The sequence below is a fragment of the Haloarcula sp. S1AR25-4 genome (assembly GCF_031624555.1).
GTDB lineage: Archaea > Halobacteriota > Halobacteria > Halobacteriales > Haloarculaceae > Haloarcula > Haloarcula pellucida.
In genome coordinates this window covers 653,592-673,087 of the sequence record NZ_JAMQOR010000002.1, presented here as the reverse complement: position 1 = coordinate 673,087, position 19,496 = coordinate 653,592, and the positions used below count along the sequence as shown (strand labels likewise).

Sequence of the window (19,496 nt, the reverse complement as noted above, 5' to 3'; positions counted from 1 at the left end):
GGAAAAGCGGTGCTGCTCAGTCGCTGCCGACCTTCGACTGGATGTCGCTTACCACGTCCGGGTTGCGGAGCGTGCTGGTGTCACCCAGTTCTTCGCCGTTGGCGATGTCTTCGAGGAGTCTGCGCATGATTTTCCCGGACCGAGTCTTGGGGAGTTCAGGGGTGAAGATGACCTGTTCGGGCCGGGCGATGGGGCCGATGGCGTCCTCGACGCCCTCGATTATCTCTCCGCGCAGTTCGTCGGTCTCCTCGTAGCCGTCCTCGGTGATGACGTAGGCGTAGACGGCCTCGCCCTTGATCTCGTGTTTGCCGCCGACGACGGCGGCCTCTGCGACCCCTTCGACGCCGACGATGGCGCTCTCTATCTCCATCGTCCCGAGGCGGTGGCCCGAGACGTTGAGTACGTCGTCGACGCGGCCCAGCACGGTGATGTAGCCGTCTTGGTCGATCTTCGCGCCGTCTTCGGGGAAGTACACCCAGTCGGCCGGGTCGTCGCTATCGATGTCGGAGTACTCGCGCCAGTACTCGTCGATGAACCGCTCGTCGTTGTTGTACAGGGTCCGGAGCATCCCGGGCCACGGTTTGTTGACGACGAGGTAGCCGGCCTGTCCCGCCTCGACGGGACTGCCGCTCACGTCGACGATGTCGGCGCTGATGCCCGGCAACGGCGGGCCGGCGGACCCGGGTTTCATGTCGCCGACGCCGGGCAGTGTGGTCAGCATCATGCCGCCCGTCTCGGTCTGCCACCACGTGTCGACGACCGGACAGGACTCGTCGCCGATGTGCTTGTAGTACCACTTCCACGCCCGGGGGTTGATTGGTTCGCCGACGGTGCCAAGCAGTCGCAGGCTGGAGAGGTCGTGGCTGTCGGGGTACTCCTCGCCCCACTTCATGAAGGCCCGAATCGCGGTCGGCGCGGTGTACAGTTGGGTCGCCTCGTACTCCTCGATGATCTCCCAGAGGCGGTCCTTGTCGGGGTAGTCGGGGGTCCCCTCGTACATCATCGTCGTCGTGCCGAGTGCGAGTGGCCCGTAGACGATGTAGGAGTGGCCGGTGATCCAGCCGATGTCGGCAGAACAGAAGTAGGTGTCCTCGGGTTTGACGTCGAGTACGGCCTGAGAGGTCCACGCGGCGTAGGAGAGATAGCCACCGGTGGTGTGTTTTACACCCTTCGGTTCGCCCGTCGTGCCCGAGGTGTACATGAGAAAGAGCATGTCCTCGGCGTCACGGGAGACTGGGTCGACCGTCTCGCCCTCGTGGTCGGCAACGAGGTCGTCGAAGGCCACCTGGTTGTCGGCGTAGTCGTGGTCGAAGTCGTCACCGTCACGAAGTCGCTCGGCGACGGCGACTGTCTCGACGTCGTGGTCGACGCCCGCTAAGCCCTCGTTGGCCTTCGAGAGGTGGTCGAGGGGGTCGCCGCGGCGGTAGTAGCCGTCACAGGTGACCAGATACTCGGAGTCGGCGGCGTTCATCCGCGTCGCCAGCGCGTCGGCGGAGAACCCGGCGAACACCACCGAGTGCGGCGCACCGATGCGGGCACAGGCCAGCATCGCGATGGGCAACTGCGGTATCATCGGCATGTACATCGTGACGACGTCGTCCTCGGAGACGCCCTCCGCCCGGAGCGCGGCCGCGAACTCGTTGACCTCGCGGTGGAGGTCCTCGTACGTGTACGTGATGTTGTCTTCCTCGACCGGTTCGCCGACCCACTCGATGGCCGCCTCGTCGCCTCGCTCGTCCAGATGTCGGTCCAGACAGTTCGCCGAGGCGTTCAGCGACCCGTCGGTGAACCACTCGTAGAACGGCGGGTTCGAGTCGTCGAGTACCTGGTCGTAGTCCGCCTCCCAGTCCAGCAACTCGGCGGCCTGCTCCCAGCACTCGGGCCAGTTCTCCTCGAACTCCTCGTAGATGCCGGGGTCCGAGACGTTCGCCTGTTCGACGAACGACGCCGGGGGCTCGAAGACCTCCTGTTCTTCGAGTCGCGCTTCGAGTTGAACGTCATCATCTGACATGGTCTATCACCCACAATCAACGGGTCACTGATAAACGGGGGGTCTAACTGTCTGAATACTTGGTTGACACTTGTTCGCCAAGTGCCGTCGGTGGCTCGGTGGGCGTATCGGCGAAAAACGCCGTCAGAAGCTTTTGCTGGGCCTTTCTGAGGTGGTTGTGGAACGTCGGTGCCGAGACGTCCAGCGACTCGGCGAGTTCTTCGGCGGTGGTCCCGCGGGGCCACTCGAAGTAGCCGCTGTGGTAGGCGGCCGCCAGCACCGTCGACTGTCGCTCGGAGAGGCGGTCCGAGAGACGTTCGCGAAACCCCGTATCGGTCTCGGCGGGCCGCTCCGTCTCACGCTTGGCAGTCAGCGACGTCTCCGGGTATGCCTCGACGACGGCGTCGACTACCTCCCGGAGGTTGCTGTCGCCCGGCAGTTCCACCTCGATGGTCGCGGTGCCGTTCTCGGCGGTGAGCGTCCGGACGCGGGCGCCGTTCTCGACCAAATCGAGCGTCGGCGCGGCCGTCACGACGACTTCGAGGAGTGCGCCGTCGCCGTAGTCCTCGATGAGGCGCGCGTCGGCGATGTCGGGGTCCTCGGCCGCATACGAGAGCGCGGGCCCCGCGGGCGCGCCGTCGACCACCAGATAGTACAGCAGGGAGCGGCCGCCGACGGGGACGACCCCAGAGAGTTCGAGCGAGCAGTCGAGTGCGCGGGTCAGCGACACGGTGAACGCGCCGCCGTCGGTACACTCGAAGGCCAGTTCCGTGACCGTATCCGCGAGCAGGAGGCGCTTGCGCTCGACGGCGGCCAGCGCCGCCCCGACCTGTGCGCCCAGCGCTGCAAGCAGGTCCTGTTCGGCGTCGACGACGTGGACGGTCGTCCCGATGGCCAACACGCCCGCGGCGTCGTCGTCCCGGATGATAGGGACGAGCGCCATCGGCCCCTCGCCGTCCTCGACTACGCGGACCTCGTGGCTGTCCATCGCGGTCGCCGCGGCGTCCCCCCGTCCCTGCAGGTGGTCGTCGATGCGACTGTCGCGGATACCGGCGGCCGTCCGCGGCGTCAACCCGTCGCCGGTCCGTTCGGCCACCCACGCAAAGCGAAACCCCTCTGTGTCCGCCAGTCGGTCACACACTGTCTGCTCTATCTCCTCGACGGTGGCCGCGACGGCCAGCGACTCGCCGACGTCGGCGGCGACTTTGATGGTCCGGCGGAGGCGGGCCGGCGTCGGGACGTCTTCGGCGCCTTCGATAGCCCGAATCACCGCCTCCCGGTTCGGGTCGTCGAGCAGCGGTTCCAACCGTGCGAGGCGGTCCCACCCGCCGAGCGCACAGACGACCTGTGGCGGCACGCCCTCCGAGAGCATGGTCGCCGCGAACCGCCAGCGCAGGTCGCGCGAGGAGACGTCCCCGAGGCGCGGCGCGGTCTCGGCGGCGCGGTCGGCCACCTCGCCGACGAGCATCTGCAGGCGACGGGCCGAGACCGACAGGAGCGGTTCGTCCGCCGCTCTGTCGGCCGCGCTGGCGAACTTCCGCATGTCGTGTTCGACGGCGGCCGGCAGGTACGCCTCCCGGTCGACGCCGTCGTCGTCACGCACGCGCAAGAAGAAGTGGGACTCGGTACTCGTCACGTCGGCCAGTCGGACCCGAGTCATCTCCGCCGGGCGCAGGCCCACCTCCGCCCCGAACCGCAAGACGAGGTCCTCTCGGTGGGTTTCGGCGGCGCGCCGTAGCTGTTCGTATCCACGCGCACCGAGAACGTCCGTCCGCTCTGCCATGTCGTTTCGTCTCTTCGGAGACGAGCGAAATAAGTGTGCGGGCCGCCGAGTCGCCAGAACTTGCCACGGAGTGGTACGTGGCCGTCTATAGATCGAGCTGTCGTGCCGAAATATTTCGGAAATATCTGTGAGAGCGAAACAGCACTCACCGATCGGGCGTCGCCGACTGCAACTCCCCGAGTATCTCGGGGTTTCGGAGCGCGCTGGTGTCGCCCAGTTCCTCGTCGTTGGCCACGGCGGTCAGCAGGCGTCGCATCACCTTCCCCGACCGGGTCTTCGGCAGGTCGGGCGTAAACACCACCGTCTCCGGGGTGGCGACGCCGCCGATGGCGTCTTCGACGGCCGACTCGATGCGCCCGCGCAGGTCCGCCTCGGTGTAGCCTCCCTCCGGCGAGACGTAGGCGTAGAGCGCGGTGCCGGCCGTCTCGTGGGAGGCGCCGACGACGGCGGCCTCCGCGACGCCTTCGACGCCGGTGATGGCCGACTCCAGTTCCATCGTGCTGAAGCGCCGCCCGGCGACGTTGATGGCGTCGTCGACGCGCCCGAGGACGGTGACGTAGCCGTTGACGTCGACCGACGCGCCGTCCTCCGGGTAGTACCGCCACTCGTCGCCACAGGTTGCCGCCGCGCCCCACCCTTCTCCGGTTCGCAGGTCGCTCGGCATCCCCGGCCACGGGCGCGTGACGACGAGTTCGCCCGCCTCGTCCACGTCGACGGCCTCGCCCGCGGGGTCTACCACGCTCGTCTCGATACCGGGGAGCGGTCTCCCCGCCGCGCCGGGTTTCATCGCGTCGACGCCCGGCAGCGTCGAGACGAGGATGGCGCCCGTCTCGGTCTGCCACCACGTATCGACCACGGGGCACTCGCCGCCGCCGATGTGTTCGCGGTACCACCGCCACGCCCGTTCGTCGATGGGTTCGCCGACGGTCCCCAGCAGCCGGAGACTGGAGAGGTCGTGGCGCTTTGGGTACTCCTCGCCCCACTTCATGAACGTCCGGACGGCCGTCGGCGCGGTGTAGAACACGTCGACGGCGTACCGGTCGACGATCTCCCAGACCCGGTCCTTCTCGGGGTGGTCCGGCGTGCCGTTGTACAGCACCGCCGTCGTCCCGAGAGCGAGGGGCCCGTAGACGATGTAGGAGTGGCCCGTGATCCAGCCGATGTCGGCCGAACACCAGTAGGTGTCTTCGGGCTTGATGTCCAGTACGGACTGGGAGGTCCACGCGACGTGGGCGAGGTATCCCCCGGTCGTGTGGTCGACGGCCTTCGGTTCGCCGGTGGTGCCGGAAGTGTAGATGCGAAAGAGGGTGTCGCTGGCGTCCCGCGATACGGGAGCGACCGTCTCGCCGTCGTGGGCCGCCCGCAACGCGTCGTAGTCGTAGTAACCGTCGCCTAAATGCACGTCCCGGCTCAGGATGTCCAGTACGACCACCGAGACGTCCTGTTCGACGGCGATGCGGGCGTTGTCGGCCTTGTTCTTCTGTGCGACGGCGCTCCCCCGACGGTAGTAGCCGTCGCAGGTCACGAGCATCTCCGAGCCGGTCCGCTCCATCCGCTCGGCCAGCGCGTCGGCCGAAAACCCCGCGAACACGACGTTGTGGACGACGCCGAGACGCACGCAGGCCAGCATCACGACGGGGAGTTCGGGTACCATCGGCAGGTAGACGGTGACGACGTCGTCCTCCGAGACGCCCTTCTCGCGGAGCGCGGCCGCGACGGCGTTGACCTCGCGGTGCAGTTCCCGGTAGGTGTAGGTTCGGGACTCGCCCAGATGCCCCTCCCAGATGAGCGCCAACTGGTTCTTGCGCTCGGGGAGGTGCCGGTCGATGCAGTTGTAGGCGGCGTTCAGCCGACCGCCGGGGAACCACTCGAACGGCGGGACGTCACCACCCCGGAACACCTCGTCGTAGGGGTCCGTCCAGTCGAGTAAGTCCGCGGCCCGGTCCCAGCAGTCGGGCCACTCCCGTTCGAACGTCTCGTAGACGGACGGATCGGCGACGTTCGCCTGTTCGACGAACCACTCGGGCGGGTCGATGGCCGGTCGCTCGTCGAGCGCAGTATCACGGCCGGAGCCGTCGCCCCCTGTCATCGTTCGAATCTCCGGCGGCGCATTGATAAGCGTTGACGCTAACCACTGTGTCGGCGGACGTTCTCAGCATCGACACTGGCGGCGGAAGCTATATTCACGACCCTCGACAACGACGGATAGAGGCCGGTCACGGGGCATGAGCGACACAGAGAAGAAGATAGCCGATATGCAGGGGCAGTACCTGCTCGCCGTCTCGCAGGGCCAGCGGCTCACCGACGCCGAGTGGCGAAACTGTCGCGTCGTCCTCACGACCGAACGGATCGCACTCATCGGCGACAGCAAGCGTCAAATCGCGCTCGACGACATCGACCGCATCGCCGACCGCTTCGACGTGAATCAGCAGAGCGCGGGCGTCTCCGAGTACCTCGCCTTCCACGTCGGCGAGGACGTCGTCCTCGTCTCCACGTCGGACCACGACGTGTTCCAGACGGACTTCTACCGGGCGAGTCTCGACGGCGCGGTCATCCTCGCACAACACCCCGCGCTGAAAGGCGGCGTCGTACAGGACGCCGCGTGGACCAAAGGCCGACTGAAAGTCACCGACGAGGCGCTTCGACTGGCGCTGGCGGACGGACAGGCCGTCGATATCGAACGGACCGACATCGGCGACCTGACCGTCGAGGAAAAGCAGGTCTCGGGCGAGGAACGCACCGTCATCCAGGTCGAACACAGCGAGGGGGACATCAGCGTCGAGACGCACCTCGCCGGCGAGGAGTTCCAGGCCACCGTCCTCCGGACGATGCTCGAAGACAGCGCCGAGCAGAATCAGGCTGACCTCGACCTCTCTTCGACGGAGAAGCGGGTCGTCATGGCGCTCCACTCGGGCGTCTCGCCGTTCGACATCCCCAACTTCGTCGGCATCGACGTCGAGAAGACCGAGGCCATCTTCGACCGCCTCGTCGAACTCGGCGTCATCAGCGTCGTCCGCGAGCGCACCGAGGTGGCGCTGACGACGAAAGGACGGCGCGTCGCGGGTGATCGGATGGGCGAGCAGTAGCGAGACGCCGGGCCCCGCACGGCGTCTCGAACCGCGACGCGGTGACCGAAGGGGACCGCGGAGCGGTTTCACACTCACTTGGTTCGTTCGAACGCACCGATGGCGAGCGAGGAGAGAGCCGTGAGCAGTGGCGAAGAGCTGCGAACGAACGCAGCGTCTCCCGTCGTCGGTAGTGCCGAGGGTGTCCTCCAACGCTGCGACCGGAACTGGGCCGTGGTAGTCGACCCAGAACGCGAGTATCAAACAATGGTAGTCCCGCCATATTCAAATCCCCACTCCTGTTGATACGAGTATGGAAATCGACACGGCTGTCGTCCTCGCCGCCGGGGAGGGGACCCGGCTTCGCCCGCTGACGCGAAACCGGCCGAAGCCGATGCTGCCGGCCGGGAACCGGCCGATTCTGGCGCACGTCTTCGACGCGCTGGTAGAGGCCGGCGTCGAGCGGTTGGTGACCGTCGTCGGCTACAAGCGCGACCGCGTGCAGGATCACTTCGGACCGACGTACCGGGGTGTCCCGATCACGTACGTCACACAGCACAAACAACTCGGGAGCGGCCACGCGCTGTTGCAGGCCCGCTCGGTCGTCGACGGCCCGCCGCTCGTGTTGAACGGGGACCGACTCATCGACGCCGCGACCGTCGAGGCCGTCGCGGACACGTTCTCGGCGACGGGAGACCCGGCGCTCGCCGTCGTCGAGCGACAGGACACGAGCCGATACGGGGCCGTCGAAGTCCGCGACGGTGTCATCTCGGACCTCGTCGAGAAGCCCAGAGAGGGCGACTACCGCCTGATAAACGGCGGCGTCTACGCCTTCTCGGCGGACATATTCGACGCTATCGAGGACACGCCACGGCAGGCGGGCGAACTCGCGCTCACGGACACGCTCGCGACCCTCGTCGACGAGAACCGTGTCCGGGGCGTGGAAGTCGACGGGATGTGGGTCGACGCCACGTACCCGTGGGACCTGTTGACCGTCGCCCGCGAGGTGCTCGCCCGCGGGCGTCTCGTCGAGAGCGCGCGGCGCGAACAGGTCTGGATAGCGGATTCGGCCCGGGTTCACAACGAGGCCGTCTTGCAGGCCCCGGTCGTCGTCGGCCCGGACTGCGAGGTCGGCCCCGACGCCGTCGTCGGTCCGAACGTCGCGCTCGGTGCGAACGTCACCGTCGGGGCGAACACCGTCGTCCAGTGGAGCGTGCTGGACGCCGACACGCGGGTCGACCCCGGGTCGACGCTGCTCGATACGATCACCGGACAGGACGTCCACCTCGGTGCTAGCACTGTCGTTCCGGGCGGTCCCGCGGACGTACAGGTCGGGACGGAGATATTCGAAGACCAGCGACTGGGTGCGGTCATCGCCGACCGGGCCCGCGCACGCGGCGACGTGAGTTTCTCGCCGGGGTCACTGGTCGGGCCGAACGCGACGCTCGACGCCGGCGTAACGGTCGACCGGAACGTCTCAGAGGACGCGGAGGTGACGCGCTGATGTGTGGCATCATCGGCTGTGTCGGCCGAGGCGACGAGACGCTCGACACCCTCGTTCACGGCCTCTCGAAACTGGAGTACCGGGGCTACGACTCGGCCGGTGTCGCGATGGCCAACGGCGGCGTCGACGTCGTGAAGACCGCCGGCGAGATAGACGACCTGCGGAGGACGCTCGAAGGGTCTGCCCTGACCGGTGACGTCGGCATCGGCCACACGCGCTGGAGCACGCACGGGCCGCCGACCGACGCGAACGCCCACCCGCATCAGGACTGTACAGGTGACGTCGCCGTCGTCCACAACGGCATCATCGAGAACTACCAGTCGCTGCGGGACGAACTCGTCGGGGCGGGCCACACCTTCACCTCCGACACCGACACCGAAGTCGTCCCCCATCTCGTCGAGGACGCGCTGGAAGCGGGCGTCGACCCGGAGCGTGCCGTTCGCGACGCCATCGCGCGGCTAGAGGGGAGTTACGCCGTCGCCGTCGTCGTCGCGGGCCACAGTACGGTCTACGCCGCGCGCAACGACTCGCCGCTGGTGTTGGGGCTGGGCGAGGACGAGACGTTCCTCGCCAGCGACGTGCCGGCGTTCCGCGACTACACCGACCAGGTCGTGTATCTGGCCGACGGCGAGTTCGCCCGACTCGACGCCGAGGGCTGGACCGTCACGACGCTCGACGGGGAGTCGGTCGAGACGGACGTCGACACCATCGAGTGGGACCCAGAGGAGACGGGCAAGAGCGGCTACGACCACTACATGCTCAAGGAGATACACGAACAGCCACGGGCGCTCCGGCAGTGTTTGCGGGGCCGCGTCGACGAGATGGCCGGCACCGTCGACATCGAGGACCTCGGCGACCTCTCGCCGACGGGCGTGCAGTTCGTCGCCTGTGGCACCTCCTACCACGCCGCGCTGTACGGCGCGCAACTGTTCCGTAACGCCGGCATCCCGGCACAGGCGTTCCTCGCCAGCGAGTACGCCACGTCGGTGCCGCCTATCGGCGATGCGCTGGTCGTCGGCGTCACCCAGAGCGGCGAGACGGCCGATACCCTGTCGGCGCTCAGGGCGGCCCGCAAGCGCGGCGCGCGCACGATGACGGTCACGAACGTCGTCGGGTCGACCGCGGCCCGGGAGTGTGACCACGCCTTCTACATCCGGGCCGGCCCCGAAATCGGCGTCGCCGCCAGCAAGACCTTTTCGTCGCAGCAGGTGGCGCTGAACCTGCTCGCGTTGGGGATGACGCGAACCGTCGACACCCGCGACGTCATCACCTCGCTCCGAGAACTCCCGGGGAACGTCCAGCGCGTCTTAGACGAGTCGGCCGCCGAGGCGGTGGCCGAGGTGTATCAGGACGCCGACGCCTACTTCTTCATCGGCCGGGGGTACCAGCACCCCGTCGCCCTCGAAGGCGCGCTGAAGATGAAAGAGATCACGTACAAACACGCCGAGGGATTCGCCTCTGGCGAACTGAAACACGGCCCGCTGGCGCTGGTCACGGAGCACACGCCGGTGTTCGCCGTCGTGACCGGCGACGGCGAGCAGGCCCGAAAGACCGTCGGCAACGTCAAGGAAGTGGAGGCTCGCGACGCACCGGTCGTCGCCATCTCCGATGGCCAGACCGACGTCGCCCGCTACGCCGACCACGTACTGGAGATACCGGAGACGCACCCCCGGGCCGCGGCGGTGCTCGCGAACACGCACCTGCAACTGCTCTCGTACCACACGGCGGCGTTGCTCGGGCGGAACATCGACAAGCCGCGGAATCTGGCGAAAAGCGTGACGGTTGAGTGAGTGTATATCCGATAGCTAGCGCTCTCTACCCGGACTTTCTGGCGGCTTCAGTACTTCTCCGAGGAGTTGCCATGCGGTACTCTGACAGACAGCGGTCCGAATCGGCGTACTAGCCCGACGCCACTGTCGAACGACGGTTCGCAAAGCCGACGCACGATAGCTCCGAGACGCGGTCGCGGTGGCTCGGTGGAGCAATCGAACGACCGGTCCGACGGTCCGCGTTCGTTCGAGGTCGACGACCACTGTCTCTCCGGTCGGTTCGCTGGTGAGCCACCGGACACAGACCGACTGTGCGACGGCAGACGTGAGTCGGGTGGCCACGCTATCGGAGAGGCGGCCCGGTACCGAGTTCGAAGCGGCGGTCGCGAGTAACTGCCCGAGTCGCCGGGCCCGCCCGAGACACGACTTCTCGACGGCCGTCCGGAGTACGTCGTCGGTGGCATCTGGCATCGTTCTCACTGCTCGCTGGCGTTGGCCGGCCCGACTCGCTGGAGACGACCGGAGACGACGGCGTCGTCGGTGACGACGGTCACACGGTTGTCGACGCGAAGCGGGGACCCGCCGAACCACGGCGTCCCGTCACGCGCCCACGTTCGGAGGTCGAGCGTGACTGCTCGCTTGCCGTCTGCCGCCGGTCCATCGCCGACACGCTCGACGGTCGCGACGGTGTGGTCGTCCACTCGTGCGGTCGCGCCGGTCTCGACCGACCGGGCGACGCTCTCGTTCACCGAGATGACGACGCTGACTCGGCTCGTCGGGAGTGTCGCCGTTGTCTGGTTGACGGCGAGTACGTCGGCGCGGGTGCGGTATCCGTGGGCAATCACCGCTGTCTCGTCCCCACCGTAGAGCGGGCGCGTGTCGTCCCGAACGATTCCGTCTCCCCAGACCCACTGGGCCGAGAGCGGTCCGGTGTAGGCGACCCGGGCTACGACGTGTGCCTCGCCGCCCGGTGCGAAACTCCGTGTCACCCCGACCACCTCCAGTGGCTCCCCCGTCGGCGCAGGGTCGAGCGTCTCACCCGATTCGATCGCGGCCGCCCCGCTCGTCAGTGGCACTGCGTAGGAGACAGTCGCGTATTTCGTCGGTTCGGTGTTCGAGACACCGCTGTTGCCCCTATCGAGGACGAGTGCGGTTCCCGCGAGGAGTACCGTCAGGACGACGAGCACGACTACCGCGTCGACGACGTTGACGCGACCGAACAGCGCGCCGTTCTCGTCGATGATTCGGCCCGATCCGTCCGACTCGGTCATAGCATAGGTGTTTCAGTGTCGGTGTATGGGTGTTTCGCTTCCACCGACGGGGATTCAACTCGCGTCTGGACGATTCGATTGCGTGAGGTACCCCACGGCGTCCGTGCCCACCTGATACAGTTGTCTGACGACGATCTTCAGGTCGAACACGATGGACTGGTTGCGGATGTACTCGATGTCGTGCTGGAGTTTCCGGTGGGGTTCGTGGCCGGTGACGCCGTGTATCTGTGCGAGTCCCGTCAGTCCGGGTTTGACGAACCAGCGACTCCGCCACTCCCGGAGGTCCGATTCGATGTCGGCGTCCAGTTCCGGCCGTTCGGGTCGCGGGCCGACGACGCTCATGTCCCCGCGCAGGACCGCCACCAGTTGCGGAATCTCGTCTAGATGGGTCGTCCGGAGGACGCGGCCCACGGCGGTCACGCGGGGATCGACCCCGCCGGCGTCGGCGGCAGAGATGACCGCGCCCGACTGGCTCTCGGCGTCGGGCACCATCGTCCGGAACTTCGAGACGGTGAACGTCTCACCGAGCGTCGCCGTCCGCTCCTGTCGGTACAGCAGTGGACCCCTGTCGTCGAGTTTGATGGCCGCCGCGATAGCTGCAATGACCGGGAGGAGCGCACCGAGCGCTACCGTCGCGAACGTGACGTCGAACAGTCGCTTGAAGACGCGGTCTTGTACGTCCCACGGGTCGAGGTCGATTTCGGCGAGGCCGTCGCCGCCGAGGTCACGGGTCAACACGGCGTCGGCGTGGTCGCGGTGGACCTTCGCGGTCACGCCGTGTTCGTAGCAGACGTTGAGCGCGCCGAAAAAGGCCGAGCGGTCGGGCTGTCCGAAGGCAAGCACCGCGGTGTCGACGTCGTACTCGACGAGTACCGTCTCCAGTTTCGGGAGGCCGCCGAGGCAGGGGACGTTCTCCAGTCCCCGCACCTGTCCGCCGTCGGTGAAGCCGACCAACACTCGCTCGTCGGTCCGAACCGTCTCACCGACCCGCGGCGAGACGTATCCCAGTACGCTGCTGTCGACGTCTTCTAGCACCTCGGCGACCTGTTCCGGCGTGTCGCCGACGACGACGGTCCGACCCCCGCTTGCGGGGCGGCGCCGGACGGCGACGAAGTACAGCGGCAGGAACGCGACCAGTGCGGTGCCCGCGACGATGAGCGTCGAGCGCGGCAGCCGATAGGTGTAATCGAAGTACCCCACCGTCGCGAGCGCGAGCAGCGCGATACCGGTCCGCTGGAGGGCGAGCAGCCACGTATCGAGGAGTCGACGCGGCTGGGGGCGATACAACGGGGCGAACGCCGCCACGACCACGACCGTCGTCGTCGCCATCTCCATCCCGAGCTCTCGCCCCGTCGCGGATTCGATCGGGAGGTCACCGACGACGGGCAGGAAACTCACGGCCGTCTGCACCACCGGCAGGTACGCTAGCGAGACGGCCACCCCCGTCACCAGTACTGTCCCCACCAACGCGGTGAGGCGGTACCGCCACCCGCTTTTCATCACTACAGAGACTCACGTCCCGCAAAATAAGTCCACCGGGCCCACTATCGTTGCTGAAAACGAGGGCTGTAGCACCCTATCCGTGGCTGACGAGGCGGTCTACCCATCTGGCACCCGTCGCCCAGAGCGTCCCCAGACCCGGCCGACCGTCGGCCCACCAGAGGACCGTCGCGAAGACCAGTAAGGCGAGTTCGAACGTCACGTACGAATCGAGCGTGAGTTGGGCGACGTGAGCGAGGAAGCTCTTCCCGACCTCCGCTTCGGGGACGGGCAGTATCGGCCACAGGAGGTAGCTCAGGTCGGCGTAGCGCCCTTCGAGAACGGGGTAGAGTCCGTCGGCGAGGACGTGACTGAGCGTGCCTGAGACGAACGCGAGGCTGGCGTCGCGCCCGCGAAAGCGGTACCCGAGATAGCCGGCGACGGCCGCGACGAGAGCCAGCGTCACCAGCGAGTGCGCCAGCGACCGTCCGCCGGGGAGGACGCCGAGCGTCCACCCGAGCGGTTTGTCGACGAGGTCCGGGAACTGCGTCCCGACGGCGAGTGCGAGCACCGGCGGTCCGGCGGGTATCCGGCCCTGCCAACGGCGAGCGGACGAGTACCAGAGATAGCCGACGGCGGCGTGTCCCCATGGCCACATGGACGCCGCTATGTCAGGGGTGGTGTTGACGGTACCGTTTCAGGTCGAAGGCGAAATGGTATCGAAAGTGTGTCGCAGGGGCGTCGGACGAGCGGTTCCTGTGGACGTGAGAGTACTCTAATTCTATATCGACTGATACTGGTGGCTGTAAATTCGCAAAGACATTCGCCACCCCGGGGTGGCGAATTACTTCAGTTTGTTACAGCCACCAGTATGAGATCTAATGCAGCATCGGCGGTCTGCTGTCGTCTATATGATTCTCTCCGCCCAACGGAGTGGCAAGAGTGATACCGTTATTAGCCGTGAAGCGACGTAAGAATGAGTCAGTCTCTCTGGTATCCCTCGGTGGATGATGTCCTTGAAATCCACGAGGATATTCTCGCAGAGTACGCTGATACTAGCCCCGGCGTACAGAACGAGGGCGATATTCAATTTGCGCTGGATTACATAGAGCAAGGACACTTCGGATCGGTTCCTGAGACGATACATGAGAAAGCGTTTCACCTCTGTCGTCTCCTCGTAGCAAACCATCCTTTCGTGGATGGAAACAAACGTACGGCACTCAACACGACTGTCGTCTTCTACTTCCTCAACGGCTACGAGTTCGACTACGACGAAGAAATACGAGAGATACTGAAGCGGCTCGGGACGAACGAGGCGGATGTCGACGAAGATACTGTCGTTGAGTACCTCCAAACACATACTAAGGAGATTGATCTTGAGGAGGCAATCGCACGATGGCGGAATGACCTCGTGGAATATGGACTTGACCGGCTCTCGGATGAACCACGCGACCCGAACGATTAACCGGATTCGGAAGCAAGAGACCTATATGGCTACGGAGGAGGACACCGGTGATGAGACGTCACTCGACCGGGTGATGAATGATATCCGTCGAGAGATCGTCTTACAAGTCGCCAAAGCGGATCGGGACGACCACCGTGATATCTACGACGCGCTCGAACACGAGTAATCTGTATCCGTTTACTTTGAGTGGCCACTCAGCTCCGAGATGACAACCAGCACTGGGTAGTTACAATCGAAATAGGCATCGAATCACTACGGTGAAAATCCTCTTGTAGCGTATCAGGACCGGCGGACGAGCGGTTCGTACCACTCGCGGTTGGCCTCGTACCAGTCGATGAACTTCGAGACGCCCTCCCGGATGGTGTGGCTCGCCTCGTAGTCGAGCAGTTCGCTGGCCTTCGACGTGTCTGCGTGGGTGTGTTCGGCGTCGGCGTCGTGGCGCGCCTCGAAGACGAGGTCGAGGTCCGGCGCCAACTGGTCGCGAATCTCCTCGGCCAGCGTCTTGATCTCGATGTTGTCGGTCGACCCGATGTTGACGGCCTCGCCGTCGGCGGCGTCCTCCTCTAAGAGGGTGACGTTCGCCTCGACGACGTCGTCGATAAACGTGAAGTCTCGGGTCTGGGTGCCGTCGCCGTAGATGATGGGCGGTTCGCCGTTCATGCACCGCGAGACGAAGTTCGAGATGGCCATGTTCGGGCGCATCCGCGGGCCGTACACCGTGAAGTAACGCAGGGCGACGACGGGGAAGTCGTACACTTCGCCGTAGGCACAGGCGTAGCGCTCGGCCGAGAGTTTCGACGCGCCGTAGGGCGAGACGGGCGTCGTCGGGTGTTCCTCGTCGTATGGGAGATATCGCGGCACGCCGTACACCGACGACGAGGAGGCCATCACGAACCGCTCGATGCCCTCGTCGCGGCAGGCGTCGAGGATGTTGAGCGTGCCGTCGGCGTTGACCTCGTGGTACTTCCGGGGGTTCTCGACGCTCGGGCGGACGCCGGCCTGTGCGGCCTGATGGTAGACGTAGTCGGCGTCGGCGACGAGGTCCGCGACGAGGTCGGCGTCTCGTACGTCGCCCTCGACGAGTTCGTAGCTCCCGCCGCCGTCTGCTGCGGCCTCGCGGCCGGTCTCGACGTTGTGATGCTTGATGTCGAGGTCGTAAAACGGGTCGAAGTTGTCGAGGACGGTGACCGAGTGACCGTCGCGGGCGAAGCGCTCGGCGAGGTTGCCGCCGATGAAGCCAGCGCCGCCGGTGACGAGGACGTTCATTGCTTGAGTCGGGTCCGGCGACGGACAAAAAACCGTCGGGTCCGCTCACTCGCTCGCGGCGATGTTCTCGGCGACGAGTTCGGGATCGACCTCGCCTTCCAGGCGACGCTCGGCCTCGTCGCGGTCCTCGGGGTAGCCGATGTCGTTGCGCCAGCCGTCCGTGCGGATGGCGTCGATGGTTCGACCGGAATGGTGGAGGAGGCCGATGTCGTCGCTGATCTCGTACGCTCGGGATTCGACGGCTGGACGGGGTGGCGGGCGTGGACGATAGCCGGCGTACGCGTGTCGAAGCCGGCCATCGCCAGCTCGGCGGGGGTTTTCGGGCTTTTCGATGACCTCCGGGGTTTCGCCGTACTTGCTGGTGTCACAGACGCCGTACCTATTGGCCCCTCTCCGCTGATCGGTGATTCGACACTCCCGGTGACGTCCACATTCTCTGCGTTGCTGGTTGTGTTCTCGTGAGTCGAGGGTGCGAGGGCCGCTGTGCAACAGTCTGTGTTCCAGCCGACTGACCGTTCATGTCCATCTCGGAACTTTCAACCCATCGAAAAGTGGTGAGTGTCTCGCTGAGTGTTACCGAGGACGGTGGTGACAACTGCGTTCGTCTCATCGCCGACCACCGTGCAACGCTGCGTATTGCCTCGGGCTGCTCGGTTCGAGTGAGTACCCCAGTCAGACGAACTCTTCGCTCCGATACTCGGTCAGTATGGGGACGTCCCTGTGGTTGTCGATGAGCGACGCGAGCGTCAGGACGTGACAGAGTTCCTCCCGAGTGTACGACTCCGGGTCGTCGAGGATCGTCTGTTCGAGCCCCTCTCGGTCGAGGATCGACCGCGGGTTCCGAGTGACCTGGTCACGGAGGCAGTCGACGAACGGCGACGTCGCTCGGTCGGCTTCGCCGTTGAGTCCCAGCAGTGACTTGATCGTCGGCTTGACGACGTCGAAAAGCGCCGGGTGTCGTTGCAAGACGTTGTAGAGGGCGACGCGCGCTTCGTGGGTGACGCTGGCCGGCGGTGCGCCGAAGTTCGCGTTCGGCACCGTCGCCAACTCGGGCGAGAGTTGCTTTAACACCGCCGCGTACAGCTGATACCGCCGTTTCTGAGCGTCCGGGATGGACATGGCACAGTCGACGACGTCGGGCGCGTAAAACGGCGACGTCGTCCAGCAATGGTTCCGGTTCGTATCGGTCGCCTCGAAGAGCCACGAGAAGGCTCGCTGGAAGAGTTCGTAATGGACGAACCGCTTCGAGAGCGACGTTTCCGGGTACTCACGAACGGTCTCGCGGACGTCCGCTCGCACTTCGGCTTCGGCGACGCCAGTCATCGCCTCGACGTCCTCGGCGCTGAACGTCTCTTCCGATTGCATGATGTACGAGACGAGTTCGTCGATGGTCTCGATATCGACGACGGGTGAGATATCGGGGACGAGTTTGTCACCGCCATCGCCCGTGTACGTCCAGACGGGACCGTCGTGATCAGCTCTGATCTGTCGGAGGAACGGTTGCATGTGTGCGATTCCGAAGGGATCCGCCCCACCGCCCATGTCCAGATGGGCCAGCAGATCGCTCCCGTCTGGACCGGGCGTCGGCAAGCGGTCCCAGTTCGAACCGACGGCGTCGGTCAACTCTCGTGCGAGGTCGATATCCGCTCGCGAATCGTGTTCGAAGTCACGCGTTGCGGCGCTGTAGGACACCCCACATCGCTCGAAGCCCCCGAGAATCGCCCGTGAGTCCAACCCACCACTCAACAACACCACGTTCTCTCCGGGGGCGCTGTCGGCTCGACGCTTACAGGCGTTCGTGAACCGACGTGCGAATTCGCGGGCGTTCTCCGTGACCGAGGCGTCTGCGTTCCGCTCGTCGTCGAAATCGAACTCGTAGTGTTGGTCGATAGCCTGCGAGCCAGTGTCCGTATCGATCTGGATGTGGTATCCCTGCGGGAGCCGTCGCAGGTCGGCATAGAGAGTCCGATCCGCCAGCGCGTAGCCCAGACGGAGGTATTCGGCGACCGCCACCCGGTCGAACGTCGCACAGTTCCCGAGACGGGCCAGAATCGGTTTGTTGCGACCGACGAGCGCGTAGTCGGTGTGGACGGCGTAAAACAGCGGGAGTTGCCCCAGGAGGTCGGGTACGATCGTCACTGTCCCTGCAGCGGCGTCGTGCGCGTAGAAGACGAACTCGCCGTCGAGATCCCGGAGCCACGTCGGATCCACTGGCGACGCCTCACCGTCGACGAATCGGCGCTCGAGTTCGGCACGGAGTGTCTCCTCGTCGCGGTTGTAGACGACGCCCTCGACGAACACGGTACAGTCCCCGAACGTGACCTGCCTGAACGGGTACTCGGGGTAGAGGGCCCTCGCTACGCTGCAGTGGCCGGCCTCGTACGAATCGAACGTGTACCGGTCGTCGTAGAGCGAGGGTCGGTGAGCCGCCTCGATGTCGTCGTCCGCCGGGATAGACATCCCAGCGACCACGCTTATCCCGGGCATATATCATCCCAACGTCGGAGTGGGTGCAAAAGTAGTAGCCGTGTTCCAATTTTAGTTGGTGTCTACTGTCATAGAGCGATCACGCTGTTCGTCAGCTGGCCCCAGTTGCTCCACTTATGGTCGGCAATAGCCTTCGAAGCGGACATCCGACGCGCCTGTGAACCATATTCGTGACCTAATTACTGTCGAGCGTTTCGACTGCATCCTGATACCGCTCAGCGTACGGCCCGATTGCCTCACCAGCCCGTTCGGACAGGGCTGCAGGGGCGTCATCGAGGAGGCCCGCAATCTGATCACGCTCGTCGGCAGGTGGTTGCTCAGCGACGTCCAACAGAACGGCGACGACGTGTTTGCAGATTCCCGGCCCGTCGTACGGACACGTACAGGTTGCCTCGAATGCCGTCGTGGACAGGTCGACAGTCACGTCGTAGGACCGTGAGCCCTGTACGTCGGCGGTGACGACCTCACCGAACCGAGTCAGGCGTCCGATCCGCCCCTTTGCGCGGTAGTTCTGCCCGCGCTCGAACACCGCGTCCGTACACCGCTCGCGAATCTCGGCCTCGTCGATTGGCATAGTGTCGTCAGGCCGCTCTTCGTCTGCTCACTCGCTCGCGGCGATGTTCTCGGCGGCGAGTTCGGGGTCGACCTCGCCCTGCAACCGTTCTTCGGCCTCGTCGCGGTCCTCAGGGTAGCCGATGTCGTTACGCCAGCCGTCCATGCGGATGGCGTCGATAGTCCGACCGGAATGGAGGAGCAGGTCGATGGCATCGCTTATCTCGTACTCGTCGCGGTTCGAGGGCTGGACGAGGTGACATGCGTGGAAGATGGCTGGCGTGAACGTGTAAAAGCCGGTCATCACGAGATTGGAGGGCGGGTCCTCGGGCTTTTCGACGACCTCGGTTATCTCGCCGTACTTGTTGGTGTCACAGACGCCGTACCTGCTGGCTTCCTCCCACGGCACTTCCTCGACGAGGAAGGCGGCGTCGGCCCGGTCCTCCTGTTGCCGGTTGACGACGTCCTGCAGATTGGCCTCGAAGATGTTGTCACCCAGCATCAGCATGAAGTCGTCGTCGATGTTCTCCTCGACCGTGAGGAGGGCGTGGGCGAGTCCCTTCTGCTCGCGCTGGTGGGTGTACGTGATTGGCACGCCTTCGAACTCGTCCTCGAAGTGGTTGATGATGGCCTGTTTCTTGTAGCCGACCACGACCAGCAGTTCGTCGGCACCCAACTCGATGAGTTGCTCGAAGCAGTGCGTGAGGATGGGCTTGCCCGCGACTTCGACCATCCCCTTCGGTTTGTCCTCGGTGAGCGGGCGGAGACGGGTCCCCTCACCGGCGGCGAGTACGACAGCCTTCATGGACGCTACTCGTCGGCCACCAGTCAAAGTTCTTGTTGCTCTCTGTGACATCGGCCACGG

The 19,496-nt window shown here is 65.4% G+C and carries 15 protein-coding genes and 1 pseudogene; 5 read left to right on the top strand and 11 right to left on the bottom strand.

Annotated elements, in window-relative coordinates:
• Positions 1-16: 16 nt before the first annotated feature.
• The 3 genes from acs to NDI85_RS12065 all read right to left on the bottom strand — a co-directional run bounded on the left by acs (position 17) and on the right by NDI85_RS12065 (position 5,862).
• Positions 17-2,011 (bottom strand): acetate--CoA ligase, encoded by a 1,995-nt coding sequence (acs, locus tag NDI85_RS12075; protein ID WP_310915907.1) that lies wholly within the window; start codon positions 2,009-2,011, stop codon positions 17-19.
• Between the two features lie 43 nt (positions 2,012-2,054).
• Positions 2,055-3,773: a bacterio-opsin activator domain-containing protein gene (locus tag NDI85_RS12070; protein WP_310915906.1), complete on the bottom strand. Its 1,719-nt coding sequence runs from the start codon at positions 3,771-3,773 to the stop codon at positions 2,055-2,057.
• Between the two features lie 145 nt (positions 3,774-3,918).
• The gene (locus NDI85_RS12065; RefSeq protein ID WP_310915905.1) at positions 3,919-5,862 is read right to left on the bottom strand and encodes an acetate--CoA ligase; all 1,944 of its coding nucleotides are present in this window, start codon (positions 5,860-5,862) and stop codon (positions 3,919-3,921) included.
• A 136-nt stretch (positions 5,863-5,998) separates the two neighbouring features.
• Between NDI85_RS12065 and NDI85_RS12060 the strand changes: the two genes are divergently transcribed.
• The 3 genes from NDI85_RS12060 to glmS all read left to right on the top strand — a co-directional run bounded on the left by NDI85_RS12060 (position 5,999) and on the right by glmS (position 10,132).
• Positions 5,999-6,859, top strand: a complete 861-nt coding sequence (locus NDI85_RS12060; protein WP_310915904.1) for a CheF family chemotaxis protein — start codon at positions 5,999-6,001, stop codon at positions 6,857-6,859.
• Between the two features lie 292 nt (positions 6,860-7,151).
• Positions 7,152-8,342, top strand: coding sequence for a bifunctional sugar-1-phosphate nucleotidylyltransferase/acetyltransferase (gene glmU, locus NDI85_RS12055; RefSeq protein ID WP_188996154.1), 1,191 nt, complete (start codon positions 7,152-7,154; stop codon positions 8,340-8,342).
• A complete protein-coding gene (gene glmS / locus NDI85_RS12050) occupies positions 8,342-10,132 on the top strand; it encodes a glutamine--fructose-6-phosphate transaminase (isomerizing) (protein WP_310915903.1) in 1,791 nt (596 codons plus the stop codon). Before glmU ends, glmS begins: the two co-directional genes overlap by 1 nt.
• Before the next feature lie 455 nt (positions 10,133-10,587).
• Here glmS and NDI85_RS12045 read toward each other — a convergent pair whose 3' ends face one another.
• The 3 genes from NDI85_RS12045 to NDI85_RS12035 all read right to left on the bottom strand — a co-directional run bounded on the left by NDI85_RS12045 (position 10,588) and on the right by NDI85_RS12035 (position 13,519).
• Positions 10,588-11,382 carry a DUF4330 family protein gene (locus NDI85_RS12045; protein ID WP_310915902.1) on the bottom strand — a complete coding sequence of 265 codons (795 nt, stop codon included), beginning with the start codon at positions 11,380-11,382 and terminating at the stop codon, positions 10,588-10,590.
• Between the two features lie 54 nt (positions 11,383-11,436).
• The gene (locus tag NDI85_RS12040; protein WP_310915901.1) at positions 11,437-12,882 is read right to left on the bottom strand and encodes a sugar transferase; all 1,446 of its coding nucleotides are present in this window, start codon (positions 12,880-12,882) and stop codon (positions 11,437-11,439) included.
• 76 nt (positions 12,883-12,958) lie between these two features.
• Positions 12,959-13,519: a metal-dependent hydrolase gene (locus NDI85_RS12035; RefSeq protein WP_310915900.1), complete on the bottom strand. Its 561-nt coding sequence runs from the start codon at positions 13,517-13,519 to the stop codon at positions 12,959-12,961.
• A gap of 318 nt (positions 13,520-13,837) precedes the next feature.
• Between NDI85_RS12035 and NDI85_RS12030 the strand changes: the two genes are divergently transcribed.
• Positions 13,838-14,326, top strand: coding sequence for a type II toxin-antitoxin system death-on-curing family toxin (locus tag NDI85_RS12030; protein ID WP_188996166.1), 489 nt, complete (start codon positions 13,838-13,840; stop codon positions 14,324-14,326).
• Between the two features lie 25 nt (positions 14,327-14,351).
• On the top strand, positions 14,352-14,492 hold the full coding sequence (locus NDI85_RS12025; RefSeq protein WP_188996168.1) for a hypothetical protein: 141 nt from the start codon (positions 14,352-14,354) through the stop codon (positions 14,490-14,492).
• Positions 14,493-14,605: 113 nt separating this feature from the next.
• Here the strand turns inward: NDI85_RS12025 and NDI85_RS12020 are convergent, their stop codons facing one another.
• The 5 genes and pseudogenes from NDI85_RS12020 to aglF all read right to left on the bottom strand — a co-directional run bounded on the left by NDI85_RS12020 (position 14,606) and on the right by aglF (position 19,436).
• The gene (locus NDI85_RS12020; RefSeq protein ID WP_310915899.1) at positions 14,606-15,592 is read right to left on the bottom strand and encodes an SDR family oxidoreductase; all 987 of its coding nucleotides are present in this window, start codon (positions 15,590-15,592) and stop codon (positions 14,606-14,608) included.
• Between the two features lie 45 nt (positions 15,593-15,637).
• Positions 15,638-15,979, bottom strand: a pseudogene (locus NDI85_RS12015) (UTP--glucose-1-phosphate uridylyltransferase); the annotation flags it as partial.
• 285 nt (positions 15,980-16,264) lie between these two features.
• Entirely contained in the window at positions 16,265-18,079 is a 1,815-nt protein-coding gene (locus NDI85_RS12010; RefSeq protein ID WP_310915898.1) for an asparagine synthase-related protein, read from the bottom strand.
• A 175-nt stretch (positions 18,080-18,254) separates the two neighbouring features.
• A complete protein-coding gene (locus NDI85_RS12005; protein ID WP_310915897.1) occupies positions 18,255-18,653 on the bottom strand; it encodes an SWIM zinc finger family protein in 399 nt (132 codons plus the stop codon).
• Positions 18,654-18,680: 27 nt separating this feature from the next.
• Complete coding sequence (gene aglF, locus NDI85_RS12000; protein WP_310915896.1) at positions 18,681-19,436, bottom strand: UTP--glucose-1-phosphate uridylyltransferase AglF; 756 nt, start codon at positions 19,434-19,436, stop codon at positions 18,681-18,683.
• Positions 19,437-19,496: the final 60 nt, after the last annotated feature.